This window comes from Intrasporangium sp. (genome assembly GCF_032907665.1).
Taxonomy (GTDB): domain Bacteria; phylum Actinomycetota; class Actinomycetes; order Actinomycetales; family Dermatophilaceae; genus Intrasporangium.
Window position 1 is genome coordinate 1 of sequence record NZ_JAJJPG010000086.1, and the last position, 16,155, is coordinate 16,155.

Genomic DNA, 16,155 nt, shown 5'->3' on the forward strand with positions numbered 1-16,155 from the left:
TTCCTGCCGCGCAGACCGTCGAGGATGGGGCCCCGGCCGGGTCCGACGAGGATGCGCCTGCGGAGGACACGTCCGAGCGGCGCTGAGCCCAGCGGCATACGGCCCGTTGGGGTCTCGTCAGGTGGCGTCCTGCGCGTTGCCGCGCCCCCGCCTCACATACAGCCAGCCGATCGCGCCGAGCACGATCCCGGCGACGCAGGCCCAGGGCCACCAGTCGCGGTCGCCCTCGTGCAGCGCCGGGACGACGAGGGTGACGACGAGCGCGACGGCCCAGCCGACGATGCCCGCCTCGACGATCCTCAGCATGGGCACGTGGACCGGCTCGAGGGGCTCTCCCGGGCGGCGCGGAGGGGTCTGGTCGGTCACGGTGCCAGCCTAGGTGATGACTTTCGGCAGCCCGGCGGAGGTAAACGGCACACGACCGGACGTGCGCCACTAGAGTGCCCGCCATGCCGACCCAAACCACCACGAAACGTCCGGCCCCAACCGGACTCGACGGCTACTTCCGGATCACCGAGCGCGGGTCGAGCGTCGCCCGCGAGATCCGAGGCGGAGTCGTCACCTTCTTCACCATGGTCTACATCGTCGTGCTCAACCCGATCATCCTGTCCGGAGTGACGGACGGCTCCGGGCTCATGATCGGCGGCGTCGCCGACCTCGAGCAGAGCAAGCTGCTCGTCGCTGTGGGCACCGCCCTCGTCGCGGGGGTCATGTCGATCCTCATGGGCCTCGTCGCGAACTTCCCGATCGCGCTCGCAGCCGGCCTCGGGATCAACGGCCTCATCGCGGGCATGGTCTTCACGCACGCGGCCGATGGGATCACCTTCGCCGACCTCATGGGCCTCGTCGTCATCGAGGGCGTCATCATCCTCGTCCTCGTCCTCACCGGATTCCGCAAGGCGGTCTTCCGGGCGATCCCGGCGCCGCTCAAGGTGGCGATCTCCGTCGGCATCGGCCTGTTCATCGCCTTCATCGGCGTCATCGACGCGGGCTTCGCGCGCCGCCCGACGAGCCCGGGATCGGTCCCGAGCGAGCTCGGCATCGGCGGCAGCCTCAACGGGTGGCCGACGCTCGTCTTCGTCTTCGGCGTCTTCACCATTGCCGTGCTGCTCATCCGCAAGGTCAAGGGGGCGATCCTCATCGGTATCGCCGCTGCCACCGTGCTCGCGATCATCGTCGAGGCGGTCTTCCGGATCGGGCCGCGCGTCTACACCGACCAGGGCCTGCAGAACCCCGAGTCGTGGATGCTCACCGTGCCGCGGCTGCCGGAGTCGGTGACGAACACCCCCGACATCGGGATCCTCGGCCAGTTCAACCTGCTCGGCTCCTTCGAGAAGCTCGGGATGGTCACGGCGATCATGTTCGTCTTCTCGCTCCTCCTCGCCGACTTCTTCGACACCATGGGCACCGTCGTCGCCATCGGCACCGAGGCCAAGCTGCTCGACAAGGAGGGCAACCCGCCCCACACCGACCGGATCCTCGTCGTCGACTCCGTCGCGGCGATCGCCGGAGGTGCCGGAGGCGTCAGCTCCAACACGAGCTACATCGAGTCCGCGGCCGGCGTCGAGGAGGGTGCTCGCACCGGCCTCGCCTCGGTCGTCACAGGCGTCCTCTTCCTCCTCACGACGTTCCTCGCGCCCCTCTTCGCGATCGTCCCCTCTGAGGCCGCCGCGCCCGCCCTCGTCATCGTCGGGTTCCTCATGATGATGCAGGTCAAGAACATCGAGTGGGACGACATGGAGGTGGCGCTGCCGGCCTTCCTCACCATCGTGCTCATGCCCTTCACCTACAACATCACCGTCGGCATCGGCGCGGGCTTCATCGCGTGGGTCCTCGTCAAGATCGCCCGCGGTCACGCTCGCCAGGTCCACCCGCTCCTGTGGATCGTGTCGGCGTTCTTCGTCATCTACTTCATCAAGACACCCTTGGAGAACGCGCTCGTCTAGCCCTGCTGACGGCGTCGGGTGCTGCTCGCGGCCCGACCGAATGCCGTATGCCGCTGGGCCCGCTTCCGCACGGAGGTGGGCCCAGCGCAAGACGGGCGACAATCCCGGTCGGGCCGGGGCGAGGAATGATTAGCACGACTAATGAGTTAGGCTAATGAGCACAGCACATCACCTGACTCAGGACCCCGCATGACCGCACCACCTCCCCAGCCACTGGCCCGACCCGGGCTCGTGCCCCTGGCCAACGACATCCGGCTCGCCTGCATGCGCATCGCGCGCCGCGTCCGCTACGAGTCCGACCGGGAGCTGCCACCCCACCAGGTGTCGGTGCTCGCCCGCCTCGAGGACACCCCGCGCACCAACAGCGAGCTCGCCGACATCGAGCGTGTGTCGGCGCCGAGCATGAAGCGGACGACGAGCTGCCTCGTCGACTCCGGCTACGTCGCCCGCGCCGACGACCCCAAGGACGGGCGTCAGGTGATCCTCTCCCTCACCCCCGAGGGTCGCAAGGCCCTGCGCCGCGTCCGCCGCCACCGGGACGAGTGGATGCTGGACCGATTCGCCAACCTCACCGAGGACGAGCTCGAGCTGCTCCAGCAGGCGAGTGCTGTCCTCGCGAAGGTGGCGAGCAGGTGAGCCCCACCTTCCACTCGCTCGGAGTGCCGAACTACCGCCGCTACGCCTCAGGCGCGATCGTGTCGAACGTCGGCACGTGGATGGGCCGCGTCGCCCAGGACTGGCTCGTCCTCACCGTGCTCACCGACCACTCGGCCACCGCGCTCGGGATCGTCACCGGCCTTCAGTTCCTGCCCTTCCTCGTCCTTGCACCCTGGGCGGGGATGATCGCCGACCGGTTCCCCAAGCGGCACATCCTCCTCGGGACCCAGGCCGCCCTGCTCGTCACGGCACTCGGCCTCGCCGTGCTCACCGGGACCGGTGTCGTCGAGCTCTGGCACGTCTACGCTCTCGCCCTGCTGCAGGGCGTGGCCACCGCGATCGACAACCCGTCGCGCCAGGCCTTCGTCTCGGAGATGGTCGACCACGACTACCTCGCCAACGCGGTCGCCCTCAACAGTGCGTCCTTCAACCTCGGTCGCCTCGTCGGACCTGGCGTTGCCGGCCTCGTCATCGCGTGGTTCGGCATCGCGCCGGCTCTCTACATCAATGCCGTCACCTTCGTGTTCGTCCTCGTGGCACTGCTGCGGATCGACACGGCCGCCCTGAGCCCGGTTCCGCGGGCCCGGGGCAAGGGGCAGATCCGCGAGGGCCTGCGTTACGTGCGTCGGCGGCCCGACCTCATCCTCATCATGAGCCTCGTCTTCGTCCTCGGCACCTTCGGGATGAACTTCCAGGTGACGATGGCCCTCATGTCGACGCAGGTGTTCCACAAGGGCCCGGGCGAGTTCGGCCTGCTCGGCTCGATCATGGCCATCGGTTCGCTGGCCGCGGCCCTGCTGTCGGCCCGGCGCGCGCCGCGGCTTCGGGTCCTCGTCTTCGCCCTCGTGGGCTTCACCGTCTCGACGGCGCTGCTTGCGACGGCCCCCAGCTACGAGCTCTTCGCCATCTTCCTCGTGCCGACGGGTCTCTTCGCCCTGACCGCCCTGACGACGGCGAACGCGATGGTCCAGATGAGCGTCTCCCCGGTCATGCGAGGGCGGGTCATGTCCCTCTACATGGCGATCTTCCTCGGCGGCACCCCCGTCGGCGCGCCGATGATCGGTTGGATCGGCGACGCCTGGGGAGCCCGGTGGACGATCGCCATCGGCACCATCGCGGTCGGGCTGAGCGTGATCGCGGTGGTCCTGTGGATCACTCGAAGGCAGAATGTGGCAGTGACCTTCGAGACACAGAGCCGGCCGCGCTTCCGAATCCGGCTCGACCGGCCCACGACCCCGCAGGTGGCCAAGTGAACTTCCGCACCCGCCACCGGCTGACGGTGGCTGCGCTCGTGCTCTTCGTCGCGATCGCCGTGGTGGCCTCCATCGTCAACGGCGTGGGCGGCTGATCGTCCGGGGAGCCTCCCACCTCACGGGCAGTCGACGACAGCGTCCCCGAGGATGCACACGACCCGCCCGGTGACCGGGCTGAGGACTCGGACCAGTCCGAGCGGGTCGCCGAGGAGCCTGGGCAGCCGAGGCAGAGCCAGCAGCTGCTCGATGGTCGGCATGGTGCCGGTCGGCAGCGGCACTGTCGTGACCGGTAGCGGCACCGTCGGCACTGCCGGCGCTGTCGGCACGGGCGCGGTGCTCGTCGGGCGCTGGAGGCTCGGCAGCGGGATCACCGGGCTGCTCGGGTCATCGCGGGTCGCGGACCGCTGCGGCACGGGGTCAGAACGGGAGCCCGTCCGATCGCCCGGCTCTGCGGCAGGTTCGCTCTTCCGTGACGCGGTCGCCGTCGGGCTCGATGTCGAGGACGACGAGGACGACGGGGACGATGTTGGCGTGGAACCGCCGCCCCAGCCGAAGCCCGATCCCTCCGGCGTCCCTGCGCCCGAACCCTCGGCAGGTCGGGCCGCCGGGATCGCGGCGACGGGCACCACGGTCGCGCCGGACCGATAGGCCTCGGCGATGGACAGCACGCTCCGGGCGTAGTCATCGGAGTGGTTGTAACGCAGCACGGCGGCGTAGGCGTCGTTCGGATCGCGGAGGTCCCCGTCGCCGGAGCAGAGATACACGCCAGCGGCTGCCGCCGAGTCGGCCATGCTCTGCGGGTTCATGGCTCCGTCGCCATCGGCGTCACGGCCGGCGATTCGCCAGGTGCCCGGGATGAACTGCATCGGACCGACCGCCCGGTCAAAGACGTCGTCGCGATCCCAGCGGCCACCATCGGTGTCGGTGATCCGCGCCGTCCCATGGCTGCCGTCGAGAGCGATGCCGATGATCCCCGGCCTGGCGATCCCGGCACTGTCGAGGCTGTTCCCGCCGAACCGGGAGTGGTTGCTCTCGACCCGTCCGATGGCCCCGAGCAGGGCCCAGTCGAGACCGCACGCAGCATCGACTGAACGCAGCAGGGCCGCCGCCCGCTCGTAGGCCGCCAGGGCGGGGGCCGGGATGCCGTGGGCGTCGATCCGCACCGGCGCCATCGAACCGATCGCCCGCACGGCCTGACCCGTCGACCGGGGCACGTCGACCGTGGGGAACGGGTCGGTGAAGGTGCGGTAGATCGGTGGCAGCTGCATCGGGGGCGGAGGCGGTCCCGCGCTCGGATAGGGCGGGCTCGCGCCTTCGGTGAGCGCCTCGTCGGGCACCGTGAGGGCCGACGTCGGCCCCCAGGGCGCCGCCCCCGCGGTCAGGACGACGCCGGTCGTCGCGACGGCGATGGCGGGCAGGACGGCCGCCACGCGGCGTGCGGCCTCCGAGACGCTGACGATCCGGACCATGGTGACTCCTGGACTCCCGTGCCGACCTGTGCCTGAGCCGCCGTGTCGGCGACTCATGGTGGACAACGAGAGATCCGGCCAGAGGTCACGCCTCGCCGAGGAGGAGGCCCGCGACGTCAGCGGTGAGGGTGAGCCCGCTCAGCGGCATACGCCTCAGGGGACGGCTCAGCCGAGCTGGGAGACCACGTGCTCGACGGCCCGGGTCAGCGTGCTCACGTCCTCCGGCTCCACGGCTGGGTACATGCCGACCCGGAGCTGGTTGCGGCCGAGCTTGCGATAGGGCTCGACGTCGACGATGCCGTTGGCGCGCAGCGTCTTCGCGATCGCGGACGCATCGATCGCGTCGTCGAAGTCGATGGTGCCGACGACCTGCGACCGGGCGGCTGGGTCGGCGACGTAGGGCGTCGTGTAGGACGTCGCCTCGGCCCACTCGTACAGCCGCGTCGACGAGTCCTTGGTGCGCGCGGCAGCCCACTCCAGGCCCCCGTTGCCGTTGAGCCACTGGAGCTGCGCGTCGAGCATCGCGAGGGTCGCGACGGCCGGGGTGTTGTAGGTCTGGTTCTTCAGGGAGTTGTCGATCGCGGTCGGCAGGCTGAAGAAGTCGGGCACCCAGCGGCCCGTCGCCGCGATCTCCTCGACCCGCGCCAGTGCGGCGGGGGAGAAGGCCGCCAGCCAGAGCCCGCCGTCGGAGGCGAAGCACTTCTGCGGGGCGAAGTAGTAGACGTCGGCCTGCGTGATGTCGACGGGGAGGCCGCCCGCGCCGGAGGTCGCGTCGATGAGGACGAGCGCATCGGAGTCAGCTCCCTCGACGCGGTGGACCGGGGCCATGACGCCCGTGGACGTCTCGTTGTGCGGCCACGCATAGACGTCGACGCCCTCCTCGGCGCGAGGCGTGGCGAGCGTGCCCGGGTCGGCCTTGATGATGGTCGAGTCACCGAGGAACGGGGCCTTCTGCGTCACCGTGGCGAACTTGCTCGAGAACTCGCCGAAGGCCAGGTGCTGCGCCCGCTCGCGGACCAGACCGAACGCCGCGATGTCCCAGAACGCCGTCGAGCCGCCGTTGCCGAGGATGATCTCGTAGCCGTCCGGGAGGCTCAGCAGGCTTCGGAGCCCGTCGCGGACCGAGCCGACGAGGTTCTTGACCGGGGCCTGCCGGTGCGAGGTGCCGAGGACCGTGCGACCGAGGCCGGCGAGGTGCTCGACCTGCTCGGGACGCACCTTCGAGGGGCCGGAGCCGAAGCGTCCGTCGGACGGCAGCAGCTCGCTCGGGATCGTGATGGCGGGGGTGGTCGCAGTCGCGGGGGCGTCGGTCACGGTTTCACCTTGGGATGGGGCCACGTTGCGCGGAGGTGGCGGGCGTGTTGATGGCAGGTGACGCCGTTGTCACCGACCCATTGAACCGCAGGTGCCCGCGAGTTGGACACGCGCGCCCGGTGTGTGGACGACCACACGCAGGCTGCCGTATGCCGCTGGGCCGGCTCCCGCTCCCAGGGCGCGCTCGCGCCGCCCTGCCTCTCGCGAGCGTCGCGCTGCCCGGCCCCGTCCGTGCCACCCGGTCCCTCGCGAGCGTCGCGACGACCTGGATGCGTCGCCTCGAGGAGCATGTGTCGGAAGAATGTCTCGCCCGACCTGGATGCGTCGCTTCGAGGGGGCGCATCGAGGTTGGAGCAGCGCCGGAGGAACGGTCGGTTTCCTGCGCAGAGCTGGCGACAGGAGCAGCCTGTCGTGCGGCGCTGTCCACATCCCCCCGGGGAGGGTGCGACATCGTCCACTGGTGTCCCGGGAGCGTCCGCCGGCAGACCGGAACGGGCCACCCTGCTGTCATGGATCTCTCACACCTGGCTCGCCGCGAGGTCTTCTCCGCGGCGTGGGCCCGGGCGGCCGGCCTGGACTCGGATGCGGTGGCGCGTGCGGTGGCCGAGGGCCGAGCTCATCCCCTGCGGCGCGGCTGGTACGCGATCCGGGCGCCGGTGGACGACCTCGACTGGAACCGGCTTGCGTCGCGTGCAGCGTTCCTCCACTTCGGCGGCCGTGCGATGGTGAGTCACCAGTCGGCCCTCATCTGGGGCGGTAACCTGGATGCGTCGGCTCGAGGCGACGCACCCAGGTCGACGAGACTGCTGCGGCGCCGGCTCAGTGGGCGAGATCGGGTGACCAGCCCTCGACGTCCTCCGGCTTCCGCGGGCCCTCGCCGATGTAGCGGGACGATGGCCGGATCAGTCGACCGGTCACCTTCTGCTCGAGGATGTGCGCGGACCAGCCGGCGGTGCGGGCACAGGTGAACATCGGCGTGAACATCTGCGGCGGGACCTCGGCGAAGTCGAGCACGACCGCGGCCCAGAACTCGACGTTCGTCGCGAGGACCCGGTCGGGCCGACGGGCCTGGAGCTCCTCGAGCGCGGCCTTCTCCAGGGCGGCCGCGGTCTCGAACCGCGGCGCCCCGAGGCGCTCGGCGGCCGACCGCAGGACGCGAGCCCGCGGGTCCTCCGCCCGGTAGACGCGGTGGCCGAAGCCCATGAGCCGCTCCCCGCGGTCGAGCACCCCCTTGACGTAGGCCGTCGCGTCACCCTGCTCCTCGACCCCGTCGAGCATGTGCAGCACCCGTGACGGGGCGCCGCCGTGGAGCGGGCCCGACATCGCGCCGACTGCTCCGGAGAGCGCTGCGGCGACGTCCGCGCCCGTCGAGGTGATCACGCGCGCGGTGAAGGTCGAGGCGTTCATGCCGTGCTCCGCCGCGGACACCCAGTAGGCGTCGACCGCCTCGACGTGCTTGGGGTCCGGCTCCCCGCGCCAGCGGATGAGGAAGCGCTCCGTGATCGTCTTGCCCTTGTCGACCTCCGACTGCGGCACCATCGGCTTGTCGAGACCGCGAGCCGACTGGCCGACGAAGGAGAGGGCCATGACAGCGGCGCGCGCGAGGTTCTCGCGGACCTCCTCCGGCTCGATGTCGAGCGTCGCCTTGAAACCCCAGCCGGGAGCCAGCATCGCGAGGGCGGACTGGACGTCGACCCGGACGTCACCGGTGTGCACCGGCAGGGGATAGGGCTCAGCTGGTGGCAGGCCGGGGTTGAACTTGTTGTCGACGAGCAGCCCCCAGACGTTGCCGAACGAGATGTGCCCGACGAGGTCCTCGATGTCGACCCCGCGATATCGCAGTGCGCCGCCCTCCCTGTCCGGCTCGGCGATCGTCGACTCGAAGGCGACGACTCCTTCGAGGCCTGGCTTGAAGTCCGGGTCGGGAGCATGGTCTGCCATGACGTTCCTTGTCACGTTCGAGGTCACCGGGGTGGGTTGCACCCGGTGTGGGCCAACAGCCATTCTGCACGCGGCAGGGCAGCCGGGGGCCGACGGGGCTGACAAACTCACCGTATGCCGCCCGAGCCGGACCAGTCCGTCTTCCCGCACCCACTTCTCACAGGACGGGAAGCCGGGCTCGACACCGACTTCGACCTCGTCCGTTTCGAGGCCACGGACTTCAGCAGGGGTCATCTCGAGGGCGGCAGCTTCCTCGAGTGCACGCTCGTCGGGTGCGTGCTCGACGACGTGCACCTCGAGGCGACGCGCTGGTCGGAGTGCCGTTGGGAGCGCGCCCACGGTGCCGGGGTACACCTGGCGCGGGCGAGCCTCGCCGACCTGGCGATAGAGGGCTCCCGGTTGGCGGCGGTGGCTGCCGGGGGCTCGACATGGCGCGACGTCACCGTCCGCGCCAGCCGGATCGACTTCCTCAACCTGCGCGGCGCCCGCCTCAAGGACGTCCGCTTCGTCGACTGCGTCGTCAGCGAGCTCGACCTCAGCGAGGCCACCGTCGACGGGTTGGTCTTCGACGGGTGCACGCTCGTCGAGCCGGAGTTCGGGAAGGGGTCGTATGCCGGTCTCGACCTCTCCGGGGCGACGCTGCGGGCTCCACGTGGCGTGGCCTCGTTGAAGGGGGCGACGGTGAGCCGGGTTCAGCTCCTCGACCTCGCCGAGCCGCTCGCTGCCGAGCTCGGCCTGCGGGTGACGGACTGACGAGGCCCGACGGCGTCGAGTGGCCCGGATGTCCCCAGGTGCGCTGTGCACGACGGGGCCACCCGAGCAGGGCGAGATGCACCGAACGGTGTCGAGTGGCCCGGATGTCCCCAGGTGCGCTGTGCACGACGGGGCCACCCGAGCAGGAAGGGGGCGAGCGGGAGCCGGCTCAGCGGCATACCCCAGCAGTCAGTTGATGGCGCCCGGCTTGCCGCGCCGGAGCGCGGAGGTGGCGGCGTCCTTGGCGCGGTCCCTCGCGGTCAGCTTGTCGGTGGGACGGATGCGCTTGGTCAGGTCGGCGCCCTGGAGGAGGCGAGGAAGCGGCGTCTCCGAGACGGGGTACACGGTGATCGCCGTGTCGCCGCTGAAGACGATCCAGAGCGACTGGTCGCCCTCGTAGACCTTGAGGATGCTGCCGTCGGCAAGGGACTTGGCGTGGTCGAAGGCGCTCTTGCGGGCCTTCTCGCTGGCGATGACCTTCTGGGCGGCCTCCTTGGCCGGCTCCCGGATCGCCTTGCTCGCGACCCAGATCTGCGGGCCGTACTTCGCGCCCACCTTGACGACCTTCGCGACCGCCTTGCTCTTGCCTGCCATGTGACGACTCCTCGTGCCGGGGGCCTTTGCGCAAACCCTAGTCTGGCCCCATGGTCAGACCCGATCCGATGGACACCGGTCGCATCGACTACCACGGCGACGGGCTGCTCGAGAGCGACGTGCTCGAGTCGCCGTATCTCCAGGTGCGGGCGTGGGTCGACGACGCCCTCGCCGCCGCTGCGGCGCGCGTGGACGTCTCCGAGCCGATGGCGCTGCACGTGGCGACGGTCGATGCCGACGGCGCCCCGAACGTCCGGACCGTCCTCATGCGCTTCTTCGACGAGCAGGGTCCCGGCTTTGTGACGAACCTCCGCTCGACCAAGAGCCTCGAGCTCGAGGCCAACCCGCGGATCGCGGCCGGACTCACCTGGCCCGCGATCTTCCGGGCGATCCGGTTCCGAGGCGTGGCCGAGCTCGTCACCAGGACGGAGGTCGAGGAGTACTTCGACTCACGGCCCTACGGCTCCCGCCTCTCCGCGTGGGCGTCAGACCAGTCCCAACCCGCTGCGGGCCGGGAAGACCTCGAGCGCCGGTGGCACGAGGCGCTGGCCCGGTTCCCGGACCGCGGGCAGCACGGTGACGTGCCGGTCCCCGACTTCTGGGGTGGCTGGCGGGTGCGTTGCGACGAGGTCGAGTTCTGGGCGGGCCGGCGCAACCGCCTCCACGACCGACTCGTCTTCAGCCGGACCGGCGAGGGCAACCTCGCCGACGCTGCGTCCTGGGCCCTCTCCCGGCGCCAACCCTGACGAGCCTCGGTGGGCGCTCTCGCCACGGCCCCCTGAGTCGAGTGGCCCCATGTGCCGCGCACACCCTGAGTCGAGTGGCCCCACGTGCTGCGCACACCCTGAGTCGAGTGGCCACAAGAGCTGCGCCGGGGTCTGCATTCGGGGCCACTCGACGGGTTGGGGGGCTGCATTCGGGGCCACTCGACGGGTTGGGGGGCTGCATTCGGGGCCACTCGACGGGTTAGGGGGGCTGCGTTCGGGGCCACTCGACGAAGCGGGAGGACGCAGCAGGGCAGCCCGAACCAGTCGGACTGCCCTGCGTCATCCGCGGTGTGGATGGGGCGCGACTATCGCGTGGCCACCTCACACGTTCCGGAAGAAATCACTTCTCGGATCACCTCCTTCCTTGCTGCTTCCTCGACCGTACGACGCGTTCGCCGCGTGAGCCAAGGGGTTTTGCACCGGTACCTCTGGCGGCGCCTGCGGTGTCCCCTGGGCTGTCGTGGGAGCGGGCTCGGGGTGGTCCGACTCGCTGGTCAGCGGGCTCCGAGCGAGCAGAGCCAGCAGGAGCGGTACCTCGACGTAGACGTGCGGCAGGGTGAGGGCGTCCTGAAGCAGCACTCCGCTGGAGTAGTCGCCGACGAGGACGACCGCGAAGAACGCTGCGGCGAGGAAGCCGATGGCCCAGACCCGGGCGCCCGTCAGCCAGGGGAACAGCTCCTCGAGGCCCGCTGCCGCGTCCGGGGCACGGTGCGGGAAGAAGACAACCCACGTGAGCAGGTGCATCGTCTGGAGGAAGGCGAAGACGGTGACCAGCCGCGCTCCGAGGACCGTCCCGGCCTCGCCGGGCGGGACGATGGCCGCGACGACCGCGCGCCCGTCATCGACGAGGCTGCGCACGAAGGCGGGGTCGGTGCCCAGCCACGCGTCGGCGAGGCCGAGGAGGACGGCGACAGGGACGACCATCGCCCAGGCGAGCTGCACCGAGCGGAAGAGAATGCGAGTGCGCACCGACGGCAGGCGCCGGGACCACTCCCACAGGAAGGCGACGACAGCGACGAGATGCAGGTGCGCGAGGACGAGGAAGTGCTGGTCCGGCCAGAGGAGCGACAGAGCCGCGGCCGCTGCGGTCAGGGCCCACCCGACGTTCCTTCGGGTGGGGGCGAGGACGTGGGGGAGCGCCAGGCCCACGATCGCGTAGCCGAGGAGGATCTCCGCGATGTCGGCTGGTCTCCCGAGGACACCGCCGAGGAGCCGGCTGACGACGATGCCGGCCAGCAGCAGCGCGACGGTGCGAAGGAACGGCCGCCCCAGCCTGAGCGCGAGGCCCGCGAACCGCCCGGCGACGTACCGCAGCTCGAGGATCGCGTGGAGGACCCCGAGGACGACGACTCCGACGACCACCGTGGCCACCGAGGATGCGAGGGACACGGCGAGGGCAGCCGCCGCGACGAGGGCGAAGGAGGCCGACAGCACGCTTCCGCGCGGACCCGGCCCGGCGGGTCCGGGAGCCGTCACGGCACCCGCTCCGCCGTGGCCCGGGCAGCGAGCCCAGCGGCATACGGCGGGCCCGTGAGATGCGTGCTGCGCGAACTGGCCACGACGCCATGGTTTCCGGGACCGACGAGACGGAGCGAGCGCAGATACGCAATCGTTAGGCCCCCGTGGCACGTCCGAGACCGCTGAGCACGAGGGCCGGCAGGTCGCCTGACCACACTGTGACCACGGCCCACCGAGCGGACCGCGGAGCCGTAGAGTTCGAAGGATGACCGGGCAGCCAGTGCCGGGTTCGCGGGGGACGCTGCGAGCCATCGCGCTCTCGGCCTACGGGCCGACGCTGCTCGGCTCGACCGGTGCCGGCGCGGTCGCTCCGATCATCGCCGTCTCCGCCCGCGAGCTCGGCGCCTCGGTCGGCGTCGCCGCGCTCCTCGTCGCGGCGCTCGGTCTGGGCACGCTGCTCGGCGACCTGCCCTCCGGGGCCCTCGCCGCCCGCATCGGGGAGCGCCGCGCCCTGCTCGTCGCGGCCGTCATCGAAGCGGTCGGGATGCTCATGTCGGCCACCGCCCGCTCGCTGACCGCGCTCTTCGCCGGCGTGCTCGTCATCGGACTCGCCGGCTCGCTCTTCGGGCTGGCCCGGCAGGCGTATCTCACCGAGGCGGTGCCCGTCCGAATGCGAGCCAGGGCCCTTTCGACCCTCGGGGGCGTGCACCGCATCGGCTATTTCGTCGGGCCGTTCCTCGGATCGGTCGTCGTGGCGAGGTGGGACGTCAACGCGGCCTACCTCGTGGGCGGGATCGCCAGTCTCGCGGCCTTCGTCCTCGTGCTCGTCGCGCCGGACATCACCGCCCCCGGCAGGGCGGGCGCCACGACCGCCGCCCGACGATCGGTCGGCTCGGTCCTCCTGGAGCACCGCCCGGTGCTCCTCACGCTCGGCGTCGGCGCATTGTGGGTGTCCGGCGCCCGAGCCGTCCGGGAGGCGCTCGTGCCGCTGTGGGCCGAGTCCGTCGGACTCTCACCCGCGCAGACCGCGCTCGTCTTCGGCATCGCGGGGGGCGTCGACATGCTCCTCTTCTACCCGTCGGGCTGGCTCATGGACCGACACGGCCGGGTCGCGGCCGCGGTCCCGAGCATGCTCGTGCTCGGCCTGGGCATGGCCCTCCTTCCGCTCAGCACCACCCTCGTCGCCGTCACGGCCGCGGCGACCGTCCTCGGCCTCGGCAACGGCCTGGGGGCGGGACTGATCATGACCCTGGGCGCCGATGCCGCCCCGCCCGAGGCCCGGGCCCAGTTCCTCGGGGGGTGGCGGCTCTGCGCGGACCTGGGGCGGGCCGCGGGACCGGTCGCCCTGTCCGGGTTGACGGCCGTCATGACTCTCGGCGCGGCTTCCGTCGTCCTGGGCGTCGGGGCGGTCATCGGCGCGGGCTGGCTGCGGATCTGGGTTCCGCGTCACGACCCGACCAGACTGCGGCGCCAGGGCGAGCAACGCGGCACGAGTCGCGACGACGCGAGCGGCGCGCGCGGGGCGAGCGGGGCGAGCGGGGCGAGCCGCGACGGCCAACGCGGGACGTGACGGATTTTGAGAGAGTAGGTGCGTGACCGACCTCATCGACACCACCGAGATGTACCTGCGCACGATCTACGAGCTCGAGGAGGAGGGCATCGTGCCCCTCCGTGCCCGGATCGCCGAGCGGCTCGGGCACTCCGGCCCCACGGTGTCGCAGACGGTCGCGCGCATGGAGCGGGACGGGCTCGTGGCGGTCAGCGGCGACCGCCATCTCGAGCTGTCCGAGCGGGGCCGCCTGCTCGCCACCCGGGTCATGCGCAAGCACCGCCTGGCCGAGCGACTGCTCGTCGACGTCATCGGCCTCGAGTGGGAGTACGCCCACGAGGAGGCGTGCCGGTGGGAGCACGTCATGTCCGAGAAGGTCGAGCGCAAGATCCTCGGTCTCATCACGGACGGGCGGGAATCCCCCTACGGCAACCCGATCCCCGGCCTCGACGAGCTCGGACTGGACGTGTCCGGGGACTTCCGCACGGGTCTGGTGTCCCTCACCGAGGTGGCTGTCGCCGAGCCCGCCACGGTGACGATCCGCCGCATCGGCGAGCCGGTCCAGGTGGACCCGGACGCGCTGGCACTGCTCACCTCGGCGGGGATCATGCCGGGCGAGCGGGTGTCCGTCGTGCGCGAGGACGGAAGGATCATCGTCTGCCGAGACGGCGTGGACCGGTCGGCGGGGGTGTCGCTTCCCCAGGACATCGCCGTCCATGTGTTCGGGCAGACCGGAGTCGACAACCGCGTCGGGGGTGCTGCTGGAAGCGGCTCCGGGACCGCTCCAGCGGGCCCGGCCTGAAAAAGTTGTCAACAGACCGTGATCAGGGCGTGACAAACGGCGGGCGGTTTGGATAGTTTGAGCGGGCTCGCCCGAAGGGGTGGGTGCTTCGGACCGGATCGCCAAGTCCTGCCACCGGTCAGGGGCTCGCGACCACACCGCATGGCAGGAGCGGGGGAACCAATCTCTCCGGGCGTCGTGAGACGCCCTTGGGGTCAAGTCCTCCGAGGACCTTCGGGTCCGAGCGAGGGCCGGGTAGTACCTCCCACCCGAACCCGACAGCTCACCTCGCAGGCGTCGAGAGGTACACACGTGGCTCAGAACGTTGCCGGCCGCCACCGCGCCCCCGGTCGTTACAACCCGCTTTCAGAGCTCAAGGTCATTGCGAAGGAGTCGGCGCAGCCGGCCGTCAAGGGTGCCGCGGTCGTGGCGGCCTCCGGCGGTCTCGTCGCGACGTTCGCCCAGCCCTCCTTCGCTGCCGACGGTCAGGCGGTCGCGGCCGCGAACGTCACCCCGAGCAGCGCCGCGGTCGTCGGCCCCGCCTCCGCGACCGTGAAGGCTGCGAGCGCGCTCAACGCCATCGGCTTCGCGGAGCAGGCGACGACGAAGAAGGCCAAGGCGCCCAAGCCGATCGTCATCAAGGACGTCGTCGTCGAGAAGGAGCGGGCCGAGGCGGCTGCTCGGGCCGAGGCGGCCGAGCGCGCGGCTGAGGAGCGTCGTCAGGCGGCGGAGCGTGCGTCGCGGACCACGACCGAGCGCACCCCCATTGCGGACCCCGCCCCGTCTGCCTCGGGCATCGTCGGCATCGCCCAGTCGATGTTCGGCGTTCCCTACGTCTATGGAGGCAACTCCCCGAGTGGTTTCGACTGCTCCGGTTTCACCTCCTGGGTCTACCGCCAAGCCGGCATCTCCATCCCTCGCACCGCCTCGCAGCAGCAGGCCAGCGCGACGCGGGTGAGCAGCCCGCAGCCCGGCGACCTCGTCTTCTTCGGCTACCCGGCCTACCACGTCGGCATCTACGTCAGCCCGGGCCGCATGATCGATGCACAGCGCCCGGGGACCGTCATCGGTTACCACTCGATCTGGACGACGCCGTCCGGCTACGGCCGCTACTGACGCACGCCGTCCTGACACTCGCGCCCGAGGCCCCCACCACCACCGGCGGGGGTCTCGTCGCGTCCCGGCCCTCGGTCGGGCCCGACACGCCTGGCCATCCGGGACCCACTCGCACCCACCGGCGTGATCGGCAGGCCCGGAGGGCCATGCAAGACTGAGGCGATGACCAACCAGTCCGCTGCCGAGTCCACGACCCGCGTTGCCCTGGAGATCTGGTCGGACCTCGTCTGCCCGTGGTGCTGGATCGCCAAGCGGCGGATGGAGGCGGCGATCGCGTCCTTCGAGCGTCCCCATGACGTCACGATGCGCATGCGATCCTTCCAGCTCGACCCTGCGGTCCCCGTGGGTGAGTCGATGGGAGTGGCCGAGCACCTGGGCCGCAAGTACGGCGGGGGCGTGGAAGGGGGCCGTCTCATGAATGCTCGGGTCAGCGAGGAGGCGGTGGGAGACGGGCTCAGCTTCGACTGGCACACTGCCGTCCGCGCCAACACGTTCGACGCCCATCGCCTGTGCGCCCTGGCCCTCGAGATGGGTGGGCCGGCGCTGCAGGCCGCCGC

The 16,155-nt window shown here is 71.0% G+C and carries 15 protein-coding genes and 1 riboswitch; of the genes, 9 read left to right on the forward strand and 6 right to left on the reverse strand.

Annotation, left to right across the window (positions count from 1 at the left end):
- Positions 1-117: 117 nt before the first annotated feature.
- Positions 118-366: a DUF2530 domain-containing protein gene (locus LOY02_RS12955; protein ID WP_317182775.1), complete on the reverse strand. Its 249-nt coding sequence runs from the start codon at positions 364-366 to the stop codon at positions 118-120.
- A gap of 83 nt (positions 367-449) precedes the next feature.
- Here LOY02_RS12955 and LOY02_RS12960 point away from each other — a divergent pair, with 83 nt between their 5' ends.
- The 3 genes from LOY02_RS12960 to LOY02_RS12970 all read left to right on the forward strand — a co-directional run bounded on the left by LOY02_RS12960 (position 450) and on the right by LOY02_RS12970 (position 3,856).
- On the forward strand, positions 450-1,946 hold the full coding sequence (locus LOY02_RS12960; RefSeq protein ID WP_317182776.1) for an NCS2 family permease: 1,497 nt from the start codon (positions 450-452) through the stop codon (positions 1,944-1,946).
- 189 nt (positions 1,947-2,135) lie between these two features.
- The gene (locus LOY02_RS12965; protein ID WP_317182777.1) at positions 2,136-2,582 is read left to right on the forward strand and encodes a MarR family transcriptional regulator; all 447 of its coding nucleotides are present in this window, start codon (positions 2,136-2,138) and stop codon (positions 2,580-2,582) included.
- Positions 2,579-3,856 (forward strand): MFS transporter, encoded by a 1,278-nt coding sequence (locus LOY02_RS12970; RefSeq protein ID WP_317182778.1) that lies wholly within the window; start codon positions 2,579-2,581, stop codon positions 3,854-3,856. Before LOY02_RS12965 ends, LOY02_RS12970 begins: the two co-directional genes overlap by 4 nt.
- Positions 3,857-3,972: 116 nt before the next feature.
- Here the strand turns inward: LOY02_RS12970 and LOY02_RS12975 are convergent, their stop codons facing one another.
- The 3 genes from LOY02_RS12975 to LOY02_RS12985 form a co-directional block, all read right to left on the reverse strand.
- Positions 3,973-5,325: a hypothetical protein gene (locus LOY02_RS12975; protein ID WP_317182779.1), complete on the reverse strand. Its 1,353-nt coding sequence runs from the start codon at positions 5,323-5,325 to the stop codon at positions 3,973-3,975.
- A 165-nt stretch (positions 5,326-5,490) separates the two neighbouring features.
- Entirely contained in the window at positions 5,491-6,639 is a 1,149-nt protein-coding gene (gene serC, locus LOY02_RS12980; protein WP_317182780.1) for a phosphoserine transaminase, read from the reverse strand.
- An 819-nt stretch (positions 6,640-7,458) separates the two neighbouring features.
- Positions 7,459-8,580, reverse strand: a complete 1,122-nt coding sequence (locus tag LOY02_RS12985) for a citrate synthase 2 (RefSeq protein WP_317182781.1) — start codon at positions 8,578-8,580, stop codon at positions 7,459-7,461.
- 114 nt (positions 8,581-8,694) lie between these two features.
- On the opposite strand from LOY02_RS12985, the gene LOY02_RS12990 reads away from it, so the two are divergent.
- Entirely contained in the window at positions 8,695-9,333 is a 639-nt protein-coding gene (locus tag LOY02_RS12990; protein ID WP_317182782.1) for a pentapeptide repeat-containing protein, read from the forward strand.
- 189 nt (positions 9,334-9,522) lie between these two features.
- Here the strand turns inward: LOY02_RS12990 and LOY02_RS12995 are convergent, their stop codons facing one another.
- Positions 9,523-9,927 carry a hypothetical protein gene (locus LOY02_RS12995; RefSeq protein WP_317182783.1) on the reverse strand — a complete coding sequence of 135 codons (405 nt, stop codon included), beginning with the start codon at positions 9,925-9,927 and terminating at the stop codon, positions 9,523-9,525.
- Positions 9,928-9,977: 50 nt separating this feature from the next.
- Here LOY02_RS12995 and pdxH point away from each other — a divergent pair, with 50 nt between their 5' ends.
- Complete coding sequence (gene pdxH / locus LOY02_RS13000; protein ID WP_317182784.1) at positions 9,978-10,673, forward strand: pyridoxamine 5'-phosphate oxidase; 696 nt, start codon at positions 9,978-9,980, stop codon at positions 10,671-10,673.
- A 342-nt stretch (positions 10,674-11,015) separates the two neighbouring features.
- Here the strand turns inward: pdxH and LOY02_RS13005 are convergent, their stop codons facing one another.
- Positions 11,016-12,170, reverse strand: a complete 1,155-nt coding sequence (locus LOY02_RS13005) for a hypothetical protein (RefSeq protein ID WP_317182785.1) — start codon at positions 12,168-12,170, stop codon at positions 11,016-11,018.
- Between the two features lie 247 nt (positions 12,171-12,417).
- Between LOY02_RS13005 and LOY02_RS13010 the strand changes: the two genes are divergently transcribed.
- From LOY02_RS13010 to LOY02_RS13025, 4 genes are all read left to right on the forward strand, one after another.
- On the forward strand, positions 12,418-13,722 hold the full coding sequence (locus tag LOY02_RS13010; RefSeq protein WP_317182786.1) for an MFS transporter: 1,305 nt from the start codon (positions 12,418-12,420) through the stop codon (positions 13,720-13,722).
- 22 nt (positions 13,723-13,744) lie between these two features.
- Positions 13,745-14,503 carry a metal-dependent transcriptional regulator gene (locus LOY02_RS13015; protein ID WP_317182787.1) on the forward strand — a complete coding sequence of 253 codons (759 nt, stop codon included), beginning with the start codon at positions 13,745-13,747 and terminating at the stop codon, positions 14,501-14,503.
- A gap of 125 nt (positions 14,504-14,628) precedes the next feature.
- Positions 14,629-14,791: riboswitch (cyclic di-AMP (ydaO/yuaA leader) on the forward strand.
- A 3-nt stretch (positions 14,792-14,794) separates the two neighbouring features.
- Complete coding sequence (locus tag LOY02_RS13020; RefSeq protein WP_317182788.1) at positions 14,795-15,598, forward strand: C40 family peptidase; 804 nt, start codon at positions 14,795-14,797, stop codon at positions 15,596-15,598.
- 162 nt (positions 15,599-15,760) lie between these two features.
- Positions 15,761-16,155, forward strand: a 395-nt coding sequence (locus LOY02_RS13025; RefSeq protein WP_317182789.1) for a DsbA family protein, incomplete at its 3' end; no start/stop codon positions are given.